Source organism: Rhodococcus sp. Leaf278 (genome assembly GCF_001426085.1).
Taxonomy (GTDB): domain Bacteria; phylum Actinomycetota; class Actinomycetes; order Mycobacteriales; family Mycobacteriaceae; genus Rhodococcoides.
Window position 1 is genome coordinate 207,208 of record NZ_LMRR01000041.1, and the last position, 20,180, is coordinate 227,387.

23 protein-coding genes are annotated in these 20,180 nt (G+C 62.2%); 17 read left to right on the forward strand and 6 right to left on the reverse strand.

Translation table 11 applies throughout. The features are described 5' to 3' along the window. Position 1: 1 nt before the first annotated feature. Positions 2 to 394: a DUF1761 domain-containing protein gene (locus ASG84_RS21415; RefSeq protein ID WP_057478990.1), complete on the forward strand. Its 393-nt coding sequence runs from the start codon at positions 2 to 4 to the stop codon at positions 392 to 394. Positions 395 to 455: 61 nt separating this feature from the next. On the opposite strand, the gene ASG84_RS21420 is transcribed toward ASG84_RS21415, so the two are convergent. Beyond that, positions 456 to 866, reverse strand: coding sequence for an SRPBCC family protein (locus ASG84_RS21420; RefSeq protein WP_200936648.1), 411 nt, complete (start codon positions 864 to 866; stop codon positions 456 to 458). A 157-nt stretch (positions 867 to 1,023) separates the two neighbouring features. Between ASG84_RS21420 and ASG84_RS21425 the strand changes: the two genes are divergently transcribed. From ASG84_RS21425 to ASG84_RS21435, 3 genes are all read left to right on the forward strand, one after another. Next, the gene (locus tag ASG84_RS21425) at positions 1,024 to 1,695 is read left to right on the forward strand and encodes a TetR/AcrR family transcriptional regulator (RefSeq protein WP_057478992.1); all 672 of its coding nucleotides are present in this window, start codon (positions 1,024 to 1,026) and stop codon (positions 1,693 to 1,695) included. Further along, entirely contained in the window at positions 1,692 to 2,624 is a 933-nt protein-coding gene (locus ASG84_RS21430) for a TIGR01777 family oxidoreductase (protein WP_057478993.1), read from the forward strand. Before ASG84_RS21425 ends, ASG84_RS21430 begins: the two co-directional genes overlap by 4 nt. Positions 2,625 to 2,708: 84 nt before the next feature. Then, entirely contained in the window at positions 2,709 to 3,347 is a 639-nt protein-coding gene (locus tag ASG84_RS21435) for a TetR/AcrR family transcriptional regulator (protein ID WP_057478994.1), read from the forward strand. On the opposite strand, the gene ASG84_RS21440 is transcribed toward ASG84_RS21435, so the two are convergent. Beyond that, positions 3,341 to 4,549, reverse strand: a complete 1,209-nt coding sequence (locus ASG84_RS21440) for a citrate/2-methylcitrate synthase (RefSeq protein ID WP_235581774.1) — start codon at positions 4,547 to 4,549, stop codon at positions 3,341 to 3,343. The two genes, ASG84_RS21435 and ASG84_RS21440, sit on opposite strands and share 7 nt — an antisense overlap. A gap of 89 nt (positions 4,550 to 4,638) precedes the next feature. Here ASG84_RS21440 and ASG84_RS21445 point away from each other — a divergent pair, with 89 nt between their 5' ends. The 5 genes from ASG84_RS21445 to ASG84_RS21465 all read left to right on the forward strand — a co-directional run bounded on the left by ASG84_RS21445 (position 4,639) and on the right by ASG84_RS21465 (position 7,819). Beyond that, positions 4,639 to 5,784, forward strand: a complete 1,146-nt coding sequence (locus tag ASG84_RS21445) for a citrate/2-methylcitrate synthase (RefSeq protein WP_057478996.1) — start codon at positions 4,639 to 4,641, stop codon at positions 5,782 to 5,784. A 157-nt stretch (positions 5,785 to 5,941) separates the two neighbouring features. Beyond that, positions 5,942 to 6,445 (forward strand): fluoride efflux transporter FluC, encoded by a 504-nt coding sequence (locus ASG84_RS21450; RefSeq protein WP_057478997.1) that lies wholly within the window; start codon positions 5,942 to 5,944, stop codon positions 6,443 to 6,445. Next, positions 6,442 to 6,810: a fluoride efflux transporter CrcB gene (gene crcB / locus ASG84_RS21455; RefSeq protein WP_057478998.1), complete on the forward strand. Its 369-nt coding sequence runs from the start codon at positions 6,442 to 6,444 to the stop codon at positions 6,808 to 6,810. The genes ASG84_RS21450 and crcB overlap by 4 nt, the downstream gene beginning before the upstream one ends. A 54-nt stretch (positions 6,811 to 6,864) precedes the next feature. Then, positions 6,865 to 7,359 carry a DUF5956 family protein gene (locus tag ASG84_RS21460; RefSeq protein ID WP_057478999.1) on the forward strand — a complete coding sequence of 165 codons (495 nt, stop codon included), beginning with the start codon at positions 6,865 to 6,867 and terminating at the stop codon, positions 7,357 to 7,359. Beyond that, the gene (locus ASG84_RS21465; RefSeq protein WP_057479000.1) at positions 7,352 to 7,819 is read left to right on the forward strand and encodes a hypothetical protein; all 468 of its coding nucleotides are present in this window, start codon (positions 7,352 to 7,354) and stop codon (positions 7,817 to 7,819) included. Before ASG84_RS21460 ends, ASG84_RS21465 begins: the two co-directional genes overlap by 8 nt. Before the next feature lie 14 nt (positions 7,820 to 7,833). Here ASG84_RS21465 and ASG84_RS21470 read toward each other — a convergent pair whose 3' ends face one another. From ASG84_RS21470 to ASG84_RS21480, 3 genes are all read right to left on the reverse strand, one after another. Further along, complete coding sequence (locus ASG84_RS21470; protein WP_057479001.1) at positions 7,834 to 8,403, reverse strand: cysteine hydrolase family protein; 570 nt, start codon at positions 8,401 to 8,403, stop codon at positions 7,834 to 7,836. A 257-nt stretch (positions 8,404 to 8,660) separates the two neighbouring features. Then, a complete protein-coding gene (locus tag ASG84_RS21475; RefSeq protein WP_057479002.1) occupies positions 8,661 to 9,134 on the reverse strand; it encodes a DIP1984 family protein in 474 nt (157 codons plus the stop codon). Positions 9,135 to 9,283: 149 nt separating this feature from the next. Beyond that, positions 9,284 to 9,781: a MarR family winged helix-turn-helix transcriptional regulator gene (locus ASG84_RS21480; protein WP_057479003.1), complete on the reverse strand. Its 498-nt coding sequence runs from the start codon at positions 9,779 to 9,781 to the stop codon at positions 9,284 to 9,286. Between the two features lie 363 nt (positions 9,782 to 10,144). Here ASG84_RS21480 and ASG84_RS21485 point away from each other — a divergent pair, with 363 nt between their 5' ends. The 7 genes from ASG84_RS21485 to ASG84_RS21520 all read left to right on the forward strand — a co-directional run bounded on the left by ASG84_RS21485 (position 10,145) and on the right by ASG84_RS21520 (position 17,539). After that, positions 10,145 to 10,945 (forward strand): EamA family transporter, encoded by an 801-nt coding sequence (locus ASG84_RS21485; RefSeq protein ID WP_200936649.1) that lies wholly within the window; start codon positions 10,145 to 10,147, stop codon positions 10,943 to 10,945. A gap of 132 nt (positions 10,946 to 11,077) precedes the next feature. Further along, entirely contained in the window at positions 11,078 to 12,394 is a 1,317-nt protein-coding gene (locus ASG84_RS21490; protein WP_235581775.1) for a glycosyltransferase 87 family protein, read from the forward strand. A gap of 475 nt (positions 12,395 to 12,869) precedes the next feature. Then, the gene (locus ASG84_RS21500) at positions 12,870 to 13,097 is read left to right on the forward strand and encodes a hypothetical protein (protein WP_057479005.1); all 228 of its coding nucleotides are present in this window, start codon (positions 12,870 to 12,872) and stop codon (positions 13,095 to 13,097) included. A 248-nt stretch (positions 13,098 to 13,345) separates the two neighbouring features. Next, positions 13,346 to 13,951 carry a GntR family transcriptional regulator gene (locus tag ASG84_RS21505; RefSeq protein WP_057479006.1) on the forward strand — a complete coding sequence of 202 codons (606 nt, stop codon included), beginning with the start codon at positions 13,346 to 13,348 and terminating at the stop codon, positions 13,949 to 13,951. A gap of 176 nt (positions 13,952 to 14,127) precedes the next feature. Then, positions 14,128 to 15,597 (forward strand): MFS transporter, encoded by a 1,470-nt coding sequence (locus ASG84_RS21510; protein WP_200936650.1) that lies wholly within the window; start codon positions 14,128 to 14,130, stop codon positions 15,595 to 15,597. Positions 15,598 to 15,633: 36 nt separating this feature from the next. Then, positions 15,634 to 16,554: an ABC transporter substrate-binding protein gene (locus ASG84_RS21515; protein WP_057479007.1), complete on the forward strand. Its 921-nt coding sequence runs from the start codon at positions 15,634 to 15,636 to the stop codon at positions 16,552 to 16,554. Between the two features lies 1 nt (position 16,555). Further along, positions 16,556 to 17,539, forward strand: coding sequence for an ornithine cyclodeaminase family protein (locus ASG84_RS21520; protein WP_057479008.1), 984 nt, complete (start codon positions 16,556 to 16,558; stop codon positions 17,537 to 17,539). An 85-nt stretch (positions 17,540 to 17,624) separates the two neighbouring features. Here ASG84_RS21520 and ASG84_RS21525 read toward each other — a convergent pair whose 3' ends face one another. Continuing rightward, the gene (locus ASG84_RS21525; RefSeq protein ID WP_057479009.1) at positions 17,625 to 18,839 is read right to left on the reverse strand and encodes a GGDEF domain-containing protein; all 1,215 of its coding nucleotides are present in this window, start codon (positions 18,837 to 18,839) and stop codon (positions 17,625 to 17,627) included. A gap of 133 nt (positions 18,840 to 18,972) precedes the next feature. Between ASG84_RS21525 and ASG84_RS21530 the strand changes: the two genes are divergently transcribed. Continuing rightward, positions 18,973 to 20,178, forward strand: a complete 1,206-nt coding sequence (locus ASG84_RS21530; RefSeq protein ID WP_057479085.1) for an MFS transporter — start codon at positions 18,973 to 18,975, stop codon at positions 20,176 to 20,178. The last annotated feature ends 2 nt before the right edge of the window (positions 20,179 to 20,180 follow it).

The window sequence follows — 20,180 nt, forward strand, 5'->3', positions numbered from 1 at the left end:
CGTGAACTTGCTGCACATCGCCGCGGCGGCCGTTGCGTACTACGCCCTCGGCGCGCTGTGGTTCGGACCGTTGTTCGGACGCGCGTGGGATCGCTCGATCGGGCATGATCGTGAACAGACGGGAGGTCGATTCCCGCTGTCTTACTACGTGGTTCCGTTCTGCTGCTCTGTCGCGACGACCATCGTGATTGCTCTCGCTCTCGGCACCATCGATTCGGGCAGCGTGACAGCTGGTCTAGTGGTCGGTCTGGGTGTCGGATTCGCCTCCGCGGCAGCATCGTTGACCAATGCACTGACGCCCAACACTCCGCAGCCGTTCGTTTTCGGAGCTGTCACCGCGAGCTACCACCTCACGGCATCGACAATAGCGGGCGCAATCCTCGGAGTCGCTTAGAGAGTTTCGTATCGGTGCACCCGACCGGGCCGTGGCGAGAAGCGCTGATGGACGCGCATGGTCACTGAGCTTCCAACACCTCCGCGAGTCTCTTCAGATCTTCGGCGACCATGTCGAGATCGCGCTCGAATTCCTCGTCACTGAGCTCGATCTGACGGACCGTGAACAGAATTTCCGCGCCATTCGGATGGCTCAGCACCCGTACAGGATTGTTCACGACCGTCCCCGACGGCAGCGTGACGTCATGGTCGAGGACGCCGAGGTCGTTGCGGGGCACGAAGCGGACTGTCACGCTTCCCATCGGAGATTCGGCGATGAGTCGATCGCCGTCGATGGTCACGGGACTGTTCGCCAGTCCTGCTGCCCATGTGGGCAAGTTCGCGGGATCGACTGCGAATTCGTACACCTGCTCAGGTGTGCATCTGATAACTCGAGCCACATGTCGACTCGCCACCACACGTTCTGGATTCATAGCAGCGACCCTACGACGACGGGCGGCGACGTTCTGCCGAAATTCGAACCTGCACCGACGTCGTGAGTGCACGAACCCAGTCACACACGTGGGACTTGAACATGTTCAAACACCGGTCTATGGTCGGTTTGAACACGTTCAGAAATGGGGCCGATCGATGGCACGCACGTCCGACACGCGCGACAAGGTGGTCGAGGTAGCTCTGCGCCTCTTCCGCGAAGAGGGGTATCAGGCGACCACGATGCGTCGCATCGCCGACGAAGCAGGCGTCTCGCTCGGCAATACCTACTACTATTTCGCAGGCAAGGATGAGCTCGTCAACGAGCTGTACATGGTGATTCAGCGCGATCATCGCGAGCGTGCGCTCAGCGTTCTCGTCGAGGGTGGCTCACTGTCGGAGAATCTCGCCGCCGTACTGCATTCCGGCCTGGACGTGATGGAGCCCTATCACGCGTTCGGTGGTTCCTTCCTGCATTTGGCATTGCCGACGAGCACGAGTTCCAGTCCGTTCTCGGAAGAATCGTCCGACGCCAGGTCCATGGCGATCGACCTCATGCGAACCACCCTGGACACGTCGAAACAGAGGATCCCCACGTCGCTGAAAGACGCTCTCCCGACGCTGCTCTGGATGATCTACATGGGGGTCACTCTGCACTGGGTGACCGACTCCTCGGACAACCAGCGACGCACCCGCGCTCTGGTCGACGGGCTCGTACCCGTCGTATCCAAGGCCGTACGCCTTGCGCGCCTCCCCGTGGCGCGAGGGTTGGTCACCGACGTGGCCGGTCTCTTGAAACGAATGACCTCTTCGGAAGGGTTGGACCAGTGAACGATTCACTATCGACCGTCGTCATCTGCGGTGCCTCCGGCTACATCGGCGGCTACCTGCGTCGCTACTACCAAGAACGCGGTATCCGAGTCAAGACCATCGGCCGCGGAACATCGAGCGACGCAACGTGGTCCGACCACCGCAGTATCGTCGATGTTCTCGACGGTGCCGATCTGGTCGTCAATCTGGCGGGGCGGTCGGTGAGCTGCCGCTACAACAAGAAGAACGCAGACGAGATCCTGTCGTCGCGCATTCAGACGACTGCCCAACTGGGACGCGCCTTGGCGCAGGTACCGAACCCACCCGACTTGTGGGTCAATGCCAGCACCGGAACGATCTATCGCGATTCCCGTGACCGGCCGATGGACGAGCGAACCGGCGAATTGGGATCCGGATTTTCGGTCGAGGTCGCCCGAGCGTGGGAGCGTGAGCTTTTCGACGCGGACGTCGCCATTCGAAGAGTGGCGCTGCGCATGTCGATCGTGTTGGGCGCAGGTGGCGGGGCCATCAATCCGATCATCGACCTGGCGCGAGTGGGGCTCGGTGGCACGATGGGCGACGGCGGTCAGATATTCAGTTGGGTGCACGTCGCGGACGTTGCCCGGGTTCTCGACCATCTCTACGAAACCCGGGGCATTTCCGGCCCCGTCAACGTCGCCACACCGTTTCCGGTGACCAATGAGGACATGATGCAGCAGGTCAGGAATGCTCTGGGTCGCAGTCACGGTCTACCGACTCCGGCGTGGCTGCTGCAGTTCGGTGCGCGGGTGATCCGCACCGAGGCCGAGCTGGTCCTGAAGAGCCGGTGGGTGGATCCACATGTGCTGGCAGACAGCGGTTTCGAGTTTCGGTATCCGACGCTGGACGACGCGTTGGCCGACATCGCGTCCGAGATGCCCCGAGGGTTGCTCCCCGTCGCCCTGGGATGACGACGGGGAACACGACTTACACCAGCGATGTCGACAACCGTCGGGCATACACTGGGACGCCAACGCGCGGAGAGGAGCCGGACCATGACACACACGGTCGATCCGCGCGCGCGTATCGAAGAGCGGGCTCGCAACAAATTCGAGTCCAAACGAACCGAACTGGCTCAGGCCACGCTGCACACGCTGGCCGAGCTGGGTTATGCGCGCACGTCGCTACGAGAGATCGCGCAGAATTCCGAGTTCTCGCATGGCGTCCTGCACTATTACTTCACCGACAAGCTCGACCTCATCACGCACGCAGTTCGCCAGTACGAGGCCATCTGTGTCACTCGCTACGACGAGGTGGTAGCCAACGCGGTCGACGCGTCGGGTCTCTACGCGGACTTCGAGGCCAAGTACTTCGCCACTCTGGCTGCGGACGCCGGCATCCACCGACTCTGGTACGACCTCCGGAATCAAGCCCTGTTCGACGACTCGTTCCGTGCCGAGGTGCTCGAGATCGAAGAACGCCGAGTGGACATGATCTGGCGCGTGGTCGCTCGTTACTGCGAGCTCCGCGGAACCATGCCTTCTCTCGATCGAGCGTCGGCGTACGTCCTTTTGGACGGCATCTTTCAGCGGGCCCTTCTGCACCACCTCGCCGGAAAGCCGGCCGAGATAGATTCGGCCCGAGCACAATTGTGCTCCGCATTCGCGATGGTGGATTGCTCGATGCCTCAGTAGGCCCCCGGCCGGGTTCCTGTGTAGATGCCCGGCACTCGAAAGCGCAGAGATGCCTCCTCGTACTCCTCGAGGGCGTGCGCCGTCCACCCGACGATTCGGGCGAGTGCGAACACCATCTCCGGCGTGTCCGCTCTGAGTCCGTAGGCAAGGGCAAACGTGGCAAGAGCAAAGTCCGAGTTGGGAAAGGTATCGAACCGTTCGCTCACCTCGCCGATGACGACATCCGCAGCCTCGATCACCGAGGGGTCGGCACCGTGTACAGGATCTCTGAGCAACCGAAGCAGTTCCTCGGCACGTGGATCTCGGTCGGTGTACACCACGTGCCCGAATCCCGAGATATGCGCTCCTGACCTCAATTGTGTTGCCAGAGCTGTGATCGGATCATCGATCGCAGTCGCCAAGAACCTGTACACGGGGTCCGCAGCGGAACCGTGCAGGGGGCCGTCGATGCACCCGAGTCCTGCCGCGAGAACCGAGTACAAATTGGCACGGGTACTCGCCGCCACGCGAACACCGAGAGTCGAGGCCGCCAGACCATGATCGGCCATCAACACCAACGCGGCCTGCAGCGGGACGCGTCCACCTGGATCGGATGCATCGGACTTCACTGCCGCCCAAACGGATTCCGCCACCGATACTTCCGGAGACTGCCCGCCAAGAGCCGCGCCCACCGTGGCCAGCAGCTGCCGCGCTTCGCGCACCACAGAGGCGGAGCCGATATCGAATCGCATCGGACTGTAGGTGGCCGCTACGTCGACGGCGATCCGTATGCGATCGATCGAGCGACAGTCCGGTGCCATCGCCGCGATTGCATGTCGACATCGTTCCACCACAGCGGAATCGGCCACAAATCGCACTTCTTCGAGCAGCTCACCCGTCCAGACGAAGTGGGCAACCGACTCGAAAGAGCGAGAACTGAGTTGGACGGCATCGCGCCCCCGGTAGTACAGATGACCGTCGTCGATCAGTGTGGTCTGAGTCCGAATACGCTCCACTGCACCGATATCGGTGCGACGGGCTGTGTCGCGGCCGGCGAGTGCTTCCACCTCGTCGACGTCGAATACGCTCCCCCGCACCCCGGGCAGTCGAGTACTGGTCAGCAGCCCGCGGCTGACATAGGCATAGACAGTCTCCGGCTTGACGCCCAGTCGCGCTGCGGCTTGGGCCGTGGTGAGCAGATTTCGGCCGTCGTTCGACGTCATGTTCATCTTTCGCATTGACGGAATCAACATTGACAACAATCAACACTAACGCGGATCGTGGGGGTTGACCAGGACAAAGGAGATCAGTCATGAGCGTTCTCGAAGCCCCACGCGGGCTGCACAACGTCGTCGTCACCACCACCTCGATCGGGGACGTGCGAGGTGACGAAGGGTTTTATCACTACCGCCAGTACTCGGCCATCGACCTGGCCCTGACGGGCACGTTCGAAGACGCCTGGTTCCTGATGGTCGACGGTCGACTGCCGAGCGATACCGAGCGCGCAGAGTTCCTGCAGGCGGTGGCACCTCTGCGAGTGCTACCGGACGACATCGCCGCCGCCGTGAAGACGGTGGCGCGATCAGGACCTGCGCAGCCCCTCTTGGCGTTGCGGACGGTGCTGTCCGGTCTTGCGGGGTCGGTACCGCTGTATGAGTCGTCGGAGGCGGACAAACGGACTACGGCTTTGCGCCTGTGCGCGATGACTCCGACCATTTTGGCTGCTGTGCACAGGATTCGCTCCGGCCAGCAACCCGTCGAGCTACGCGAAGACCTGACGACAGCGCAGAACTGGCTGTTCATGATCACCGGAGAAGTGCCCGACGCCGCCAGCGCCCGAGCCGTCGACCGCTATCTCACCGCCACGATCGATCACGGATTCAACGCCTCGACATTCACCGCACGAGTGGTCGCGTCGACGGGGTCGGACATCGCGTCCGCGGTGTGCGCCGCGATCGGGGCGTTCGCCGGCCCATTGCACGGGGGTGCACCGGATCGCGCACTCGACGGGCTGGACGAAATTGCCGACATAGATTCCGCAGATGCCTGGGCACGCTCCAAAATCACTGCAGGCGAACGCATCATGGGCTTCGGTCATCCGGTGTACCGAACCGATGACCCCCGATCGGTGATGCTGCGCGAGACAGCACAAGAGATGGGAGGAGGGCTCATCGACAAGGCTGTGCAGGTCGAGAAGGTCATCACTGCTGCGCTCGCAGATCTCAAGCCGGATCGAAAGCTGTACGCCAATGTGGAGTATTACGCCGGCGTCGTGATGGAACAGTGTGGAATTCCGCGATCCATGTTCACACCGACATTCGCGTGCAGTCGGATGGTGGGGTGGTGCGCCAACATCGTCGAACAGTCGCACGACAGCAAGATCATTCGCCCGATCGCCCGTTACGACGGTCCAGTGCCTTCGGCAGTGGTGCGGGTAGGTGCCAACCAGGGCACTTGACCGTGCCACTGCGGTGGAGTCGCACGGCAGTGTGTCATCATGAACACGCGCCTGTGCGCGCAGCGGCGGTGGGGCTCGCCGTAACCGAACCTCGGTCTTCGGACCGACAACAGTCCCTGTCTCGGCACTAGCATGTCCGCAGATAGGGAGAGGTTCGATGAACGATTTCGACGAGACGCGCGGCGGTACCTCCGCCGACCGATCCATGCCGGTGGACCCCGACAGCCCGGGCTCATCGCGTCCACTGCATCTGCAACCAGCAGCAATTGCCGCGGTAGCTCTTGGTGGCCTGGTAGGCACCGGCATTCGCTACGGCGCGGAGTCCGCGTACCCGGCCGGCGGAGGCTCGTTCCCGTTCACCACCCTCATCATCAACCTCACCGGTGCGTTCGTTCTCGGAATGCTGTTGGAGCGCCTCGCACTGTCCGGCCCGGACCAGGGATGGCGACGCCGGATCCGGCTGTGCATCGGGACGGGGGTACTCGGCTCGTACACCACGTACAGCTCGTTCGCTCTCGAGACCGTGGAGTTGCTACGGGATCATCGCGTGGTCGCTGCCGCGGTGTACATGACCGTCAGCGTGGTGATCGGTACGTTCGCCGCCGGAGCGGGCATCGTTCTCGCCCAGCGGTTCGGCAGCCGGGCGGAGGAAGAGCGATGATCGCGCTGTGGGTCGTTCTTGCCGGAAGCGCAGGGGCAGTGAGCAGATTCGTGCTCGACGGCGTCGTTCGATCGCGGCTGAAGTCCGAATTTCCCTACGCGACAGTGTTCATCAACGTCACCGGTTCGGCCGTGCTCGGTGTCGTGGCGGGGCTCGTCGCGTTCAGATCGGCTCCGGAACAGGTGCAGGCCATAGTCGGCGTCGGATTCTGTGGTGGCTACACCACTTTCAGCACAGCAAGTGTGGAGACCGTGCGACTACTCGAACGGCGACGGTACGGACTCGCGGCCTACAACGCCATCGGTACGGCACTCAGTACCACCGCGGTAGTGGGCGTGGCCATGGTCGCGACGGCATACATCTGATGTTGTACTGTCCGCTTCGCGCACTCGTCCTCACAGTGCACAAGGAGCAATGAGATGGCCCAGTACTGGAGTGCCTTTCAGACGGCAGAGGCCGACGGCGAGATTCCCGACGGTCTGCCGGCCGGCAGATACGTTGAGGTCATCCCGAATGCACATGGGGCGCTGACTGCGTGGGTCGCTGGACCCCGACGCTGCTACCGAACTCCCTACCCCGTGTCCGCGCACCCTCCCGTCAAGGTAACCCGCGGTCACCCCAGCGAACCGCCTACGGAAGTGTGGTTCGAGCCCTACACCGAAGACGACATGAGGGCCGAGAACGACGACGTCAATTCCTATCTGGCCGAGGCCGGTATCCGTTTGCGACCCCGTGGATACCGTTGGCACGTACTGGTTCCCGAACACATCGAGGACGGTGAAGCACTGGAAAGTGCCATGCGCGAAAAGAACAGCTACGTCGAGCCAGTCGAGGTGTACGCGGCCATCAAGAAGCTGTACGAAATGATCCAGAACGGGACACCCCCGGCTCTGTCACACCGCGACGATGAGTAGCGACGGCGACGAAAACAACCGTGTGCAGCGACAACCGGTGAGCTTCCGGCGTGAGTCGGCGGTGTGGTTTCCGATCTCGCTGGCTTTTGCACTCGCCGTTACCTTCATCGGTGTCGATCTTCGAGCGATCTTGTCGAATCCAGCCGTGGTTCTGTTCGGCGCGGTCTTCGTTGTTCTGTCCCTCATCCCGGGAGCGATCGTGAGCTTCTTCGCGGTGGCAGCGACAAGAGTCGCCGATCGATTGCTGAGGAAAACGCTCTCGAAGGAACCCACACAATCCGTTGCTAACCTTCACGGCACCGTGGCCGGGCTCGTCGTCGGCGTTCTCACCTGGGTGTGGTTGCTGTTGAACGACTCGAGCCCCGACACAGCATCAACCGTCGTCGCCGTAGCGTTCGTCGCGTTGGTCGCCGCGATCTCCGCAGCCCGGGGGTTGATAGCGAGACGATCGAGTCTCTGACCGCACGCACAGCATCACAACGAAAGTAGGTCAGCAGCCGTAACCACCGTTGCGAATTCGCCATGCAGGTTTGTCGCCGTCATGGCCGACAACGTCGCAGCAGGCACGGTGGTTCCGTCGAGTGCGACGCGATCGAAGGTATGGGTCGCGTCGATGACGAAATAGGTGTCGTAGCCGAGGTTGCCTGCCATCCGCGCGGTGGTCTCGCAGCAGTGATTGGTGGTGATCCCGCAGATCACCACTTGCTCGATGCCTTCGCTCCGAAGCCAGGCGTCCAGATCCGGCGTGCCGTAGAAGCTCGAGTTGACTCGCTTGCTGACCAACAGATCCGGCGTCCCATCGATGATCTCCTTGAAGGCATGCCCCGCACTCGCCGGCGACAATGGAGACTGCGGGTTGTCGGAGTCGTGTCGAACGAACACGGTCGGCCACGATTCCGACTTCCACTTATCCACGAGTGCAGCGATATTGCTCTCGCACAACAGGTTGTCCCGCGGTCCCCAGAAGTCCGAATCGTCGAATCCGGCCTGCACGTCGATGACGATCAGGGCGGGCCGTTCGAGTGATATCGATGGAGTCTTCATTCTGTTCAGACTAGCCGCGAACAGCCGCGGAGACCTTGATGCCGGGTGGCCCCTTGCCCACCCTCGTTCCCGTTCGATCAGCACACGGTAATGCGATGTGTGATGTGCGCTGTCCTCCATCAATTGTACTGAGCTGCAATGTGATCGGGTAGATACCCGTTGACGCTGCTCACCACGCAGGAGAAGGGCCGGAAACCGCCGGCCACGGCACGTGCTCGCCTCGATCGAAAACTACCTACTACCCGGCACCTCGCTCACTACTCGATCAGATCGAACTCCCAGTTCACGCGTTGGATCTCCAGATCCACCAGCCGGATTCGTCTAGCAATATCGTCTGCAGTAGAGCGTAATTCGGCAACCGGAAGCGCTGCGACGCACACCAACTCCGACCGTAGTTGACGGGGACCGTACCGACGCTCCTGATCCCGTCCCGATGCCGCATCCGCCGCCGCGGAAATCGCCTTGTGCCGCATACGCAGCACGTCACGGGATGCGAGGGCATCGGTGATGGTTCCGTCCCGCATGATCGCGGCACTGTTGGTCCTGTTGATTCGGCGGATGAGCACTTCGAGTCGATCGAGTGCAGATGCATACTCCGACAACAGAATCGATGCATCCTCGGCCGGTGACTCACCCTCCTGGTGGCGGGCATTCGCCAGAATTCGAACTTTCAGATGTTCGGTGCGCTTGATCAGTTCTCCTCGTTCAGCGAGGGCCTCGGCAAGCTTCATGATGCACACCTCGGTGTCCAGAGACCGAAGATGCTGTGACTACGGGCGCTCATGCGCCTTTCGACGTGTCGAATGTGTTCATGCATCAACAAGTACCACAGTTGATTGAGATGCGGAAGGCCCTGTGCGAGTGCCCGATCGCCGCACCTCTACCGAAGATCCAGGAGCAGCCGCTTCAACAAGTCTGCAAGTTGGCTTCGCTCGCCCGGATTCAGCGAACCGAGCAGAGCTTCCTCGTTGGCCACATGCGCGGGCAGCGCGGCATCCACTGCAGCAACTCCGGCCGGCGTCAATTGCACGATGACCACTCGGCGGTTGGTGGGGTCGATTTCTCGTTCGATCAGTCCTTTGTCGGTCAGCCGGTTCAAGCGGTGCGTGACAGCGCCAGACGTCACCATTGCGCTGTCCAACAGCTGTCCGACGGTGAGGCGATGGGGAGCCCCGGCCCGACGAAGCGTCGCGATGAGATCGAATTCTCCTGGCTGCAAACCGAATTCGATCAGCACTGCCTGCGTGCGCTTGTCCAGAACGGACGCTGCCCGACTGATGCGACCGATAACGGCCATAGGGCTGACGTCGACATCGGGTCGCTCGGCGTGCCACTGCTGGACTATCCGGTCCACTGCATCGAGAGCTTCATCCGCCATCGGTCGACCACCCTTCAATACTTCAGCGCTTAATTGTTTGACATTCTGCCACGCCAGCCCTACGTTCAACGCTAGATAGTTCAACGTTAAGATGTTTCCGAAAGCACCCCGGAGATGAGCCCCAATGCGAACGCCTCGCATGCAGTCACAAGCAACCGATGCCCGACGCCTCCCGCGTGACATCGCGCCCTCAACTCTCGGGTTGACGGCCGCTGCCGCCCTCGCGCCGATCCTCTGGGGAACGACATACCTTGTGACCACCGAACTCCTCCCTCCCGATCGGCCGATGACCGCCAGCGTGCTGCGTGCGGTGCCCGCCGGGCTGCTTCTGTTGCTCATTGCACCGGGCATCCCCAGCACGGGGTGGCGACTGAAGACGCGGCCCTCGGCCTTCTCAACATCGGCTTGTTCTTCCCGATGCTGTTCGTGGCCGCCTACCGGCTGCCCGGTGGCGTCGCCGCCGTCGTAGGGTCCGCACAGCCGCTTGTCGTCGTCGCGATATCGATGATCTTCGGCTGGGGACGGCCGCGGCCCATCCAAGTTGGCTTGGCAGCGATGGCCGTCATCGGGGTTGCGTTGACGGCAGTGTCCGGTGCAATCCGACTCGACGCCACCGGCCTCGCGGCCGCAGTTGTCGGAGCCGTCAGCATGGCGACCGGCGTCGCCCTTACGAAGCGATGGGGCGTGCCACCCGACACCAGCCCACTCAATTCCACTGCATGGCAGCTACTTGTCGGCGGCATTGCCATTACCCCGCTGATTCCGATCGTCGACAACGGCCCATGGGCAATCGATACCGAAGCTGTAGTCGGCTACGCCTGGCTCGCAGTGATAGGTGGTGCCTTGGCCTATTCACTGTGGTTTCGCGGTGCTCGCGCTCTTCCTACCGCCAAGGTCACACTCCTCGGCGTACTGAGCCCTCTGACGGCCGCGGTTATTGGATGGGTTGTGTTGGGACAGAACATGACCGGACTGCAATGCGCAGGTTTCGGCATCGCGCTCGTAGGTTCGATAGCCGGGCAATTCGTCAGAACACGTCCGCCGCGATCGGAGTCGTCGGCAGGAACGGCACGTACCTCAACCGGCGACCTTCCGGACGTCGCCAGCGGTTCGGTTCCTCGAATCACAGGCGATACCAACCGAACTCCTCGTTCACGGCGATAAACCAGCACGGGGTCTGATTTCCGCCATCGCTCCGGGCCCGGGTTCCACGCTGCGCGGTGACTGCACTAAAAAACGACCGATCAGTCCGTGTCGACTCCCTGGTCGCAGTCACGACGTTCTATCGTGACTTTCATGACGTCGTCCAGCTACATGCCGCTGCGAACCGAAACTGGATCGCACATGCATGCTGGGCGAGGGTCGTTCATCGAAGGCACACGTGCACTGGACGATCCGATCCACCGAGCTCGCACCACGCCGAATCGCTTCGGTCCTCGATGGCTGGCGGGATCGGTCCTTGCAGCATGCATCGCCATCGCAGCGCATGCATATTTCCTGGGATGGACAGTTCCGTTCGGCCTCTTCGGCAACGGGATAGACACCATCGTCTACCGTCATGGCGGCGACGTAGTCCTGCAGGGCCAGCCACTGTACGAGTTCGCACTGTTCGACATCGGATTGCCTTTCACCTACCCGCCCTTCGCGGCCTTGGTCTTCACACCGCTTGCGCTTGTGAGCGTGACGAGCGCGGTGACACTGCTTCAGGTGATCAATGCTCTATTGATCTATGCCACGGTGGTTCTGAGCTGGCGAGCCCTCGGATACCGCAGCGGGGCAATGTATCTCGTCAGCGCACCGATGGCGATCGCGTTCACTTGGCTCGAGCCCGTGCGCATGACCATCTGGCTCGGACAGATCAACCTTCTGCTGCTCGTGTTGGTGCTGTTCGATCTCAGCCGAGGCCAGGGCGGCCGCCTGCGCGGTGTCGGTGTAGGAATTGCTGCTGGACTCAAGCTGACTCCCGCCTTCTTCGTCCTGCATCTACTCTCCATCAGGGACTGGCGCGCAGCGCTCACCGCCACTGCAGCATTCACCGCCACCGTTGCGGCCGGATTCCTGATCATTCCCTCCGATTCCTGGAAGTTCTGGACCGCGACCATGGTCGACTCCGAACGAATCGGGGCACTCGCATCGCCGGCGAACCAATCGATTCACGGAGCCCTGGCTCGCCTGTGGCCGGGCCACACACCGCCGTTCCTGGTGTGGTTTCTCATTGCCGCGGCCGTTGCCGCCCTCGCCTTGTGGACAGCTGCACGCGTTCACAAAGCGGGTAAGACGTTGCTGGCGTTGGTGATCTGCGGGCTCGCGACGCCGATGGTGTCGCCCTTCGCATGGGGTCACCACTGGGTGTGGTGCATCCCGTTGGTCATCGTCGCCCTCGATTACGCGATCCGCCGTCCCAACTGGTGGAGCTGGGTGGTGCCAGTAGCGGTGACTGCACCCATGATCGCCTGGTATTTCACCGACTACCGCGGAATCAAAGCAATCGGAATCTTCATGTTCGAGGGATCACCCGCATTCGAGGCGGCCGTTCAATTCACGTATTCAGCAGTCTTTCTCGCGACCGTTGCCGCCACCCTGGTCTCCTCGTTCCGCTCTGCGGCGCGCTGATCGCACAGTAACTAGCAGGGGACGACACGCTCGACCACTGATTACTTTTTCGTGGCCGCTGTCGACGGAAACCACGCCTGCGCGTGAGCTGACGCGTCTCCGCCACCCCTTTTCGGACATAGAACGTCGAATTGGGTGCAACTAGCCGCGGTGAGCGCGGTCAAATGCACCCGATTTCACTCAGGAACTTCGGAATCCGATCTGTACGAACCGTCCAGGCGAGTTCTGATGCGACGGATGGCTCTCCAGCCCGCGGGTGTCACGACCGTACTCACGATCGCACCGAGGGCGATGCCCTGCGACAGTGCCGACCACTCATCGGGACTTTCGCCGAACATCGGCCACTTGTACACAACACCCAGCACCACTAAGAAAATTAAAGCACGCAATGCGTCCCCGCCTCTCGCTCGAGTCGTACAAAATCGACCGCTCGGTATATCGTCGTACGGACCGACTGCATCACAGAAGGATCGACGTGTCGAACCAGCGAACGTTTCGCGAGTACGTGATGACCGGCCCCATGAGCAAGAAGGGCGGGGCCACTCGCAGCGACTACACCAACGCCCTCGCATTGGTTCCCGCGGTGGTGGTCGGATTTCTCCTGGCTCGACTGGTAGCGAGTTTCGGCTCGATTCCCCTCGATATCGCGGTCGGATGCCTGGGCGGGGCGATCACCGGAGTTCTGTACCTCTACGTCGCGTAGCGAGTCGACTGCCGTCGAACCTAGGTCGCCCGATCCGCACCTCCGCAAACGCGCTCGCGTTTGCTGAACGCACGCAAAATCGCGTCCGATTCGGGCCCTAATCCCCTCGCGTCTGGCAAACGCGCTCGCGTTTGCGAAAGCACCGCCCCACCCGAACCGCACGGACCCCCAACCACTCCACCACCGGGCGGCCCATCGGCATCGCGTAGCCGCTCGGCCCACCCCCGGCCCGATCTAGACTCTCCCTCGTGCATCCAGATGGCGAATCCTCGGGCGGCATCATTGCCCAGACCTTGCGTGACGAGATTCTGTCCGGTCGTCGCGTCGGCGGTGAACGGCTGGTCGAGGAGTCGATTGCCAAGGCGTTCGGCGTCTCTCGGGTTCCTGTGCGCGAAGCGCTCGCCCAGCTCCAGGCCGAAGGTTTCGTCACCATCGTGCGTTACAGGGGGGCGACGGTTTCGACGACGCTGCACAAGGAGAACAAGGAACTGCTCGAGGTCCGGCATGGGCTCGAGGTGTTGGCTGCTCAGCTTGCCGCCAAGAACAGGGGCGGCTCCGTCGCAGAGGAGCTTGCTGCGGTCGTCGAGCACGCCCGGTCGCAGTCGCGCACCCCAGAGGCGACCACCTCGTTTCATGACCTGGTTGCCGTCGCGGCAGGCAACGATCAACTGCGCGAGATGCTGGCCGGGGTCAATCGCCGGGTGGCTTGGGGGCTCGGCGACGATCCAGGCGCGTCGATCCATGACCACGCGGCTCTCGCGGCGGCAATCCTCAACGGCTCACCTGTCCAGGCCGGGTTCCTGATGGACGAGCATCTCCGGCGCGACGAGGACGACACCCCGCGCCAGGCCTGACCGCCAAGTCGTATACCATTTGAGGGATATATCCAGTCCTTAACATGTTCGTAGCGGGAGATAACTGAAATGACACACATTTTGTATACAAATTAGGCAGTCGTTTCGGAGAGTTACGAGAGGCGACTCACCGGAAACATCCGTTGCCGGTGCCTGCCAGCCCGCTGGAGCACACCATGTCTGCCTCTACCTCGGAATCCGTCCCACCCACCCCCATCACACCGAACGAACCCACGCCGCCGGCTCCATCAGAACCCGCATCAGGACTGACCAATGCACTCGATCGGATCGGCTTCACCCGAGTGCAGGGTGCCGTGATCCTGCTGCTGATGGCCGGTTTGTTCTTCGACAGCCTGGAGCAGAACTCGACCGGAGCGATGGGACCGCTCATCAAGGAATCACTCGGAATCGGTAACGCACAATTGACCCTCGTCAACACTGCCACCGTGATCGGTGGCCTCGTGGGACGCCTCGTCGGCGGCTACATCGCAGACCGCTGGGGTCGCCGAACTGCGTTGAGCCTCAACCTTCTCGTCTACACGCTGGGCGGCCTGATCAGTGCGGCGGCCGTGAGCTACGAGATGTTGCTCGCCAGCCGCTTCATCGTCGGCATCGGCCTCGGCGGCGAATTCACCGTTGGCTTGGCCATTCTCGCCGAGCTCGTGGCAACCCGACACCGCGGCTCGTTGCTGGCGACGCTCAACATCTCGTCCGGTGGCATCGGCAACATAGCCTCGTTCGGCTTCTTCATGCTGGTACTGGGCCCGCTCGGTGGCATGCTCGGCGGCGACGACACCTCCTGGCGCTGGACCTACGTAATCCTCGCGCTGCCTGCAGTTTTGGTGGTCTTCTTCCGTCGCTATCTGCCCGAGTCTCCTCGATTCCTGATGTCCAAAGGCCGGGTCGACGAGGCCAACCGCAGCCTCACTCGGCTGGCCAGCGGCTCCATCTCCGGTCTCCGAAACCCGGGGCCCACACAGCAGTTCGTGACGGCCGAGGACATTCTTCCCAGCACCGAGAAAACTTCCTACGCCGAGGTGTTCAAGGGACAGAACCTACGTCGTACCGCTGCCGTCGGAGCCGCGTCGTGGATGTCCTTCGGCGCTCAGGTCACGCTGCTGTTCCTGATGCCCATTCTGTTGGTCTCCCGCGGCTATTCCCTCACCGACTCACTGTTGTTCACCATGATCATGAACATCGGCAGCCTGTTCGGAGCATGCGCTGCATGCTATTTGGCCGGACGCGTCCGTCGACGCCCCACCGTCATGACTGCTGCGACTCTCGGTTGCATCTCCGCCATCGCCTTCGCAACTCTGGCGAACAGCGTCGCCACCATCTTGATCCTCGGCGCAGTCTTCCAGTTCTTCACGATGATGCTCAACACGATGCTCTCGGTATGGACACCCGAACTGTTCCCGACGTCCATCCGAGGCATGGGCACCTCGGTGGTCAACGGAATCGGCAACGTCGCCGGCGCGGTCATGCCGTTCGCTGCACTCTTCTTCTTCGATATCGCCGGTGTTGCCGGGGTATTCCTGATGATCGCCGGCATGTATGTCCTCCTCGTCGTTGCCGCGAAGTTCGGCCCGGAGACCTTCGGCCGATCGTTGGAGGCGGTGAACGAAAAGGAGCTCGTAGCAGCGTAATTCAGAGACCCATCACGAAAGAAGGAAGAGAACACCATGACCGAATCATTGTCCATCTCAGCTACCGCGCACGGACTGAACTACCTCCCCGAGTACTACGCCGATCACGCCGGACTCTTCGCGGACAACGGCTTGTCCGTCCACGCCAAGGCCTGCGATCCGTGGACCGGCGTGCTCGACGACCTCGCCAGCGGCGAAGCCGATATCGCACTCGGCGGGCTGTGGGTACCCGGAATGTACTGGGGCACATCACGACAGCTCACCGTCTTCGCGCAGCTCAATCACCAGTTCCCCAAGGCCCTCGTCATGCGGGAACCGACACCGGGTGGATTCGACTGGTCGATGCTCACCGGAAAGACCGTGCTCGCTCCGGGAATCGGAGGTAGCGCACCGTATGCGATCACCGCAGGCATGATGCGCGAGAGTGGCGTCGACTCGTCGCGCACCACGTTCTTGCGAGACCTGTCGACGCCGATGTTCGTCGAACTGTTCGAGGACGGCCTGGGCGATGCCATCATTCTCGACATCACCACCGCCCAGATCATGTCCGATCGCGGCACCGGGCACATCGTCGTCGAATACGCCGAGGTGGGCGGACTAGGACCGAACAGCGTGTACTACTGCCGCACAGACCGTTTCGAGGAGCTAGAAGAGCGTCTGGTGAAGTTCGCGACAGGTCTCGACGCCGCAATGGCCACCGTCAAGGCCACCCCGGTCACCGAACTCCAGCCGTTGCTTGCCGAGCACTGGCCGAACATCGCAATGCCGACGCTCTCTGCAGCATGCAGCCGGATTCAGCAGTCGCAGACCTGGGACACCGTCCGTATCGACGGCGATGCCAGCGACCGCTGGATGCGAATACTGCAGGAAGAAGGCATGGTTCGCTCCGCACCCGCATTCGCGGACCTGGTCACTTCACGCGTCGTCGACGCCGCCGAACTCACAGCGGTCGGCTGACATGACTCTAGTACTGCGCCACTCCGAGATCTCGGCGCTCCTCGATCGCAGTGAGGTGTTCACTGCAGTCGAGCGTGCACTGACCGACCTGTCGACGGGGGCCGCTGAGAATCCGGCGCCGTCGTCGATGAACGGCACCGAGGACGGTCGGATCATCCCGATGGTGGCGCAGTCCGGCACCGCTGAGCTCGCGGTGGTGAAGGTGTTGTCGGACCTGCCGGGGAACCGCGCTCGCGGACTTCCCCGGCAGCGCTCGACCATGTTGGTGACGTCGACTCGTACCGGCGAGTGCGTCGCAGTGCTCGACGGCCGGGCCATCACGGCGATTCGTACGGCGGCCGCCAGTGCCGTGGCCACCGCGCACCTCGCACGTGCCGACAGCTCCGTCGTGGGCGTCGTCGGCGCCGGTAATTTGGCCGTCGAACACGTCCGTGCACTACACGGCGTACGCGATCTCGAGCGCGTCGTCGTCTGGTCGCGCTCCGCGGATACCGTGGAACGGTTTCGCGACAGCATCGCGGACCTGGACCTGAAGATCGAACATGCTGTGTCGGTCGAAGACGTTGCGCGACAATCTCATATCGTCTGCACGCTCACCCCGTCGATCTCCCCCATCCTGCTCGGTGAGTGGTTGAATGCGGGCACTCATCTCAACGTCGTCGGTGCCGCCCCGCGCCCGAACGAACGCGAAGTCGACGGTGCCGCCATCGCGCGGTCGAGAGTGGTGGTGGACAGCACCGCCACCGCCCTGTCGAAGTCGGGCGATGCGCTGCTGGCGATCGGCAAGGGTGCCGTCGACGAGAGCCACTTCGATATCGAACTCGGCGACGTGATCACCGGCCGGAAGACCGGTCGATCGACGGACGAGGAGATCACGCTCTTCGACTCCACCGGGATCGGGCTCGAGGATCTTGCTGTTGCCGAGTTGGTCATCCGGCGCGCACGTGCCGCCGGAGTGGGGACCGAGGTCGATCTGACGTCGTGACCGCGTCCGCAAACGCGCGGCCCGCACCGAATGAATGCGACCTTCTTGCACTCTGGGCGACTGAGATCCACATTCATCCGGAAAATCAGGCCCGCTTCGACGAGTACATTCTCTCGTCCGCCTTCTTCAGTAACTTCTCCGGTGCAGCAGACGGCTCCCAGCTCCATCCGATGCTCACGGTCATCGGGACCTCGGTGCCGTCGATGTCGTAGGGCCCGGCGAGTAGCTCGACGACTCGCCCGGCCAGTCGTTCGACGCCCTCGAGTGAGCGGGCGCTGCGCAGGAGGATGACGAATTCGTCTCCACCGATGCGGCAGGCAACGTCGTCGGCGCGGATGTTGTTCAGGATGCGTTGGCCGAGCGCCTGCAACACCTGATCCCCGATGACGTGCCCGAACCTGTCGTTGATGGACTTGAACGCATCGACGTCCACGAAGAGCACTCCGACCGGAGCCCCCTCGAGCCCCTCGAGTTCGGCCATGAGTCGTCGTCGATTGCCCAGCGAGGTGAGGTCGTCGACCAACAGTTGACGTTCCAGTGCGAACTCGGCGGCCTTGCGTGCGGTGATGTCCTGAATCTGGGCGATGATGACATCTCCCGCATCCTCGTCGCGGACCAATGCGGCGTTTCGCTGCACCCAGATCGTGGCTCCGTCCTTACGGATGTAGCGCTTTTCGGTCGAGATACTCCCCAGTTTTCCTGCGGCCACTCCAGCGAGATGTTCGTCGGCGAGTGCGACGTCATCGGGGTGGGTGATCTCTCGAAAGGTCTTCTGCTGCAGTTCTTCCGCGGTATAGCCCAGCAATTCACACAGCGCGTTGTTCACCCTGATCAATCGTCCGTCCAGCATCAGGATTGCTTTGCCGATCGGTGCATGCTCCATGGCGATCTCGAAGAGCCGGATCGCCCGGTCCCGCTGACGCTCGGCTTCGGCTCGCCGGCTGACGTCGACGATCATTGCCGTGAACCCGATGATCTTGCCGTCGATGCGGTCTGGAACGTAGTTCGCCTGAACCACGCGCTCCGTTCCGCGAAGGTCGACGATCACGCTGTCGAACTGTTGCGGTTCTCCGTTGAGAGCAGCGGCGATGTACGGCCGAGTCCATTCGTACAGTGCCTCGCCGAGTACTTCTCGAATGTGCATGCCGGGAATCTCCGACGGCTCGATGTCGAAGAATTCGGCGTGTGCCTTGTTGGCAAAAATGTTGACGAGATCGGTATTCCAATTGGAGATCATCGACGGCAACTGGTCGACAGCTCGCGAAACACTGCCCTCCGAAGGCAGGTATCGATCGGCCATGACCCACCCCTGAATGTTCGATCCGACCGACCGAAAGCACGGTACCGCAGGTGGGACCGCATTGCTGCACTTCCGTGAATCCGCAACAGGAACTGCAAGTGCGCAAGTGCGCACATGTGTGTACTTTAAAACCATGCTTCTCGCCAACCTCGCATTCCGGCGCCTCTTCACGGCGCAGGTCGTTGCGCTGATCGGCACCGGACTACTGACGGTTGCCCTTGGCCTCCTGGCCTACGACATCGCCGGCAGCTCCGCAGGAGCAGTCCTCGGCACCGCGCTGGCGATCAAGATGATCGCGTATGTCTTTGTTGCGCCGATCGTTTCGTCTCTGACGAATACGCTCCCCCGCAAGCTCGTACTCGTCACCGCAGATGTCGTGCGGGCACTCACCGCGGTGGCGTTGCCCTTCGTCGACCAGGTGTGGCAGATCTACGTCCTGATCTTCGTTCTACAGGCAGCATCGGCTACCTTCACGCCCACATTCCAGGCCGTCATCCCGTCGGTCGTTCCGGACACGCTGCAGTACACCCGCGCATTGACGCTGTCCCGGCTCGCCTACGACCTCGAATCGCTGGTGAGCCCGTTGATAGCGGCGGCCTTGTTGACGGTCATCAGCTTTCACACCCTGTTCGTCGGAACGGCACTGGGCTTCGTCGTCTCCGCGGCGATGGTGATCGGAACTTGTCTGCCGAAATACGGCGCGGCCGAGCGCACCAGGCCGACCGACGGCATCACCACGTTCGTGAAAAACCATGAGCTGCAGGGACTTCTGGCACTGAACACCGTCGTCGCCGCAGCTACGGCGCTGGTGATCGTCAACTCCGTGGTCTATGTTCGCGATCTGTTCGGTGGTGGCAGCAGCTCTTTGGCCGTCGCGCTGGGTTTCTACGGTGCCGGTTCGATGGTCGCAGCACTGTTCATCCCGCGAGCTCTCGGATCCATCGACGACCACCGCCTCATGCTCACCGGAGCCGCGGTAGCCGTCGTGGGAACCGGCGCAGCAACAGGGGTCTCGACGCTGAGCGGAGGACTGCCGGCCTGGGTTGCTCTCGCCGTGACGTGGTCGATTCTGGGCATCGGAACCTCGATGATCAACACGCCGTCGGCCAGAATTCTGCGTCGTGAATCCGACGAGACCACTCGACAGTCGATCTTCACCGCGCAGTTCTCGCTGTCCCACGCCGCGTTTCTGATCACGTATCCGGTCGCGGGATGGGTGGGGGCGCAATTCGGACAGTTCACCGCAGCGGCGGTGCTCACCGGCTTGGCTACACTAGCGGGACTGTCCGCAGCACGCCTGTGGAGTCGCACCCGAGATCCGGTCGTCGCCTCCGCGTAGGG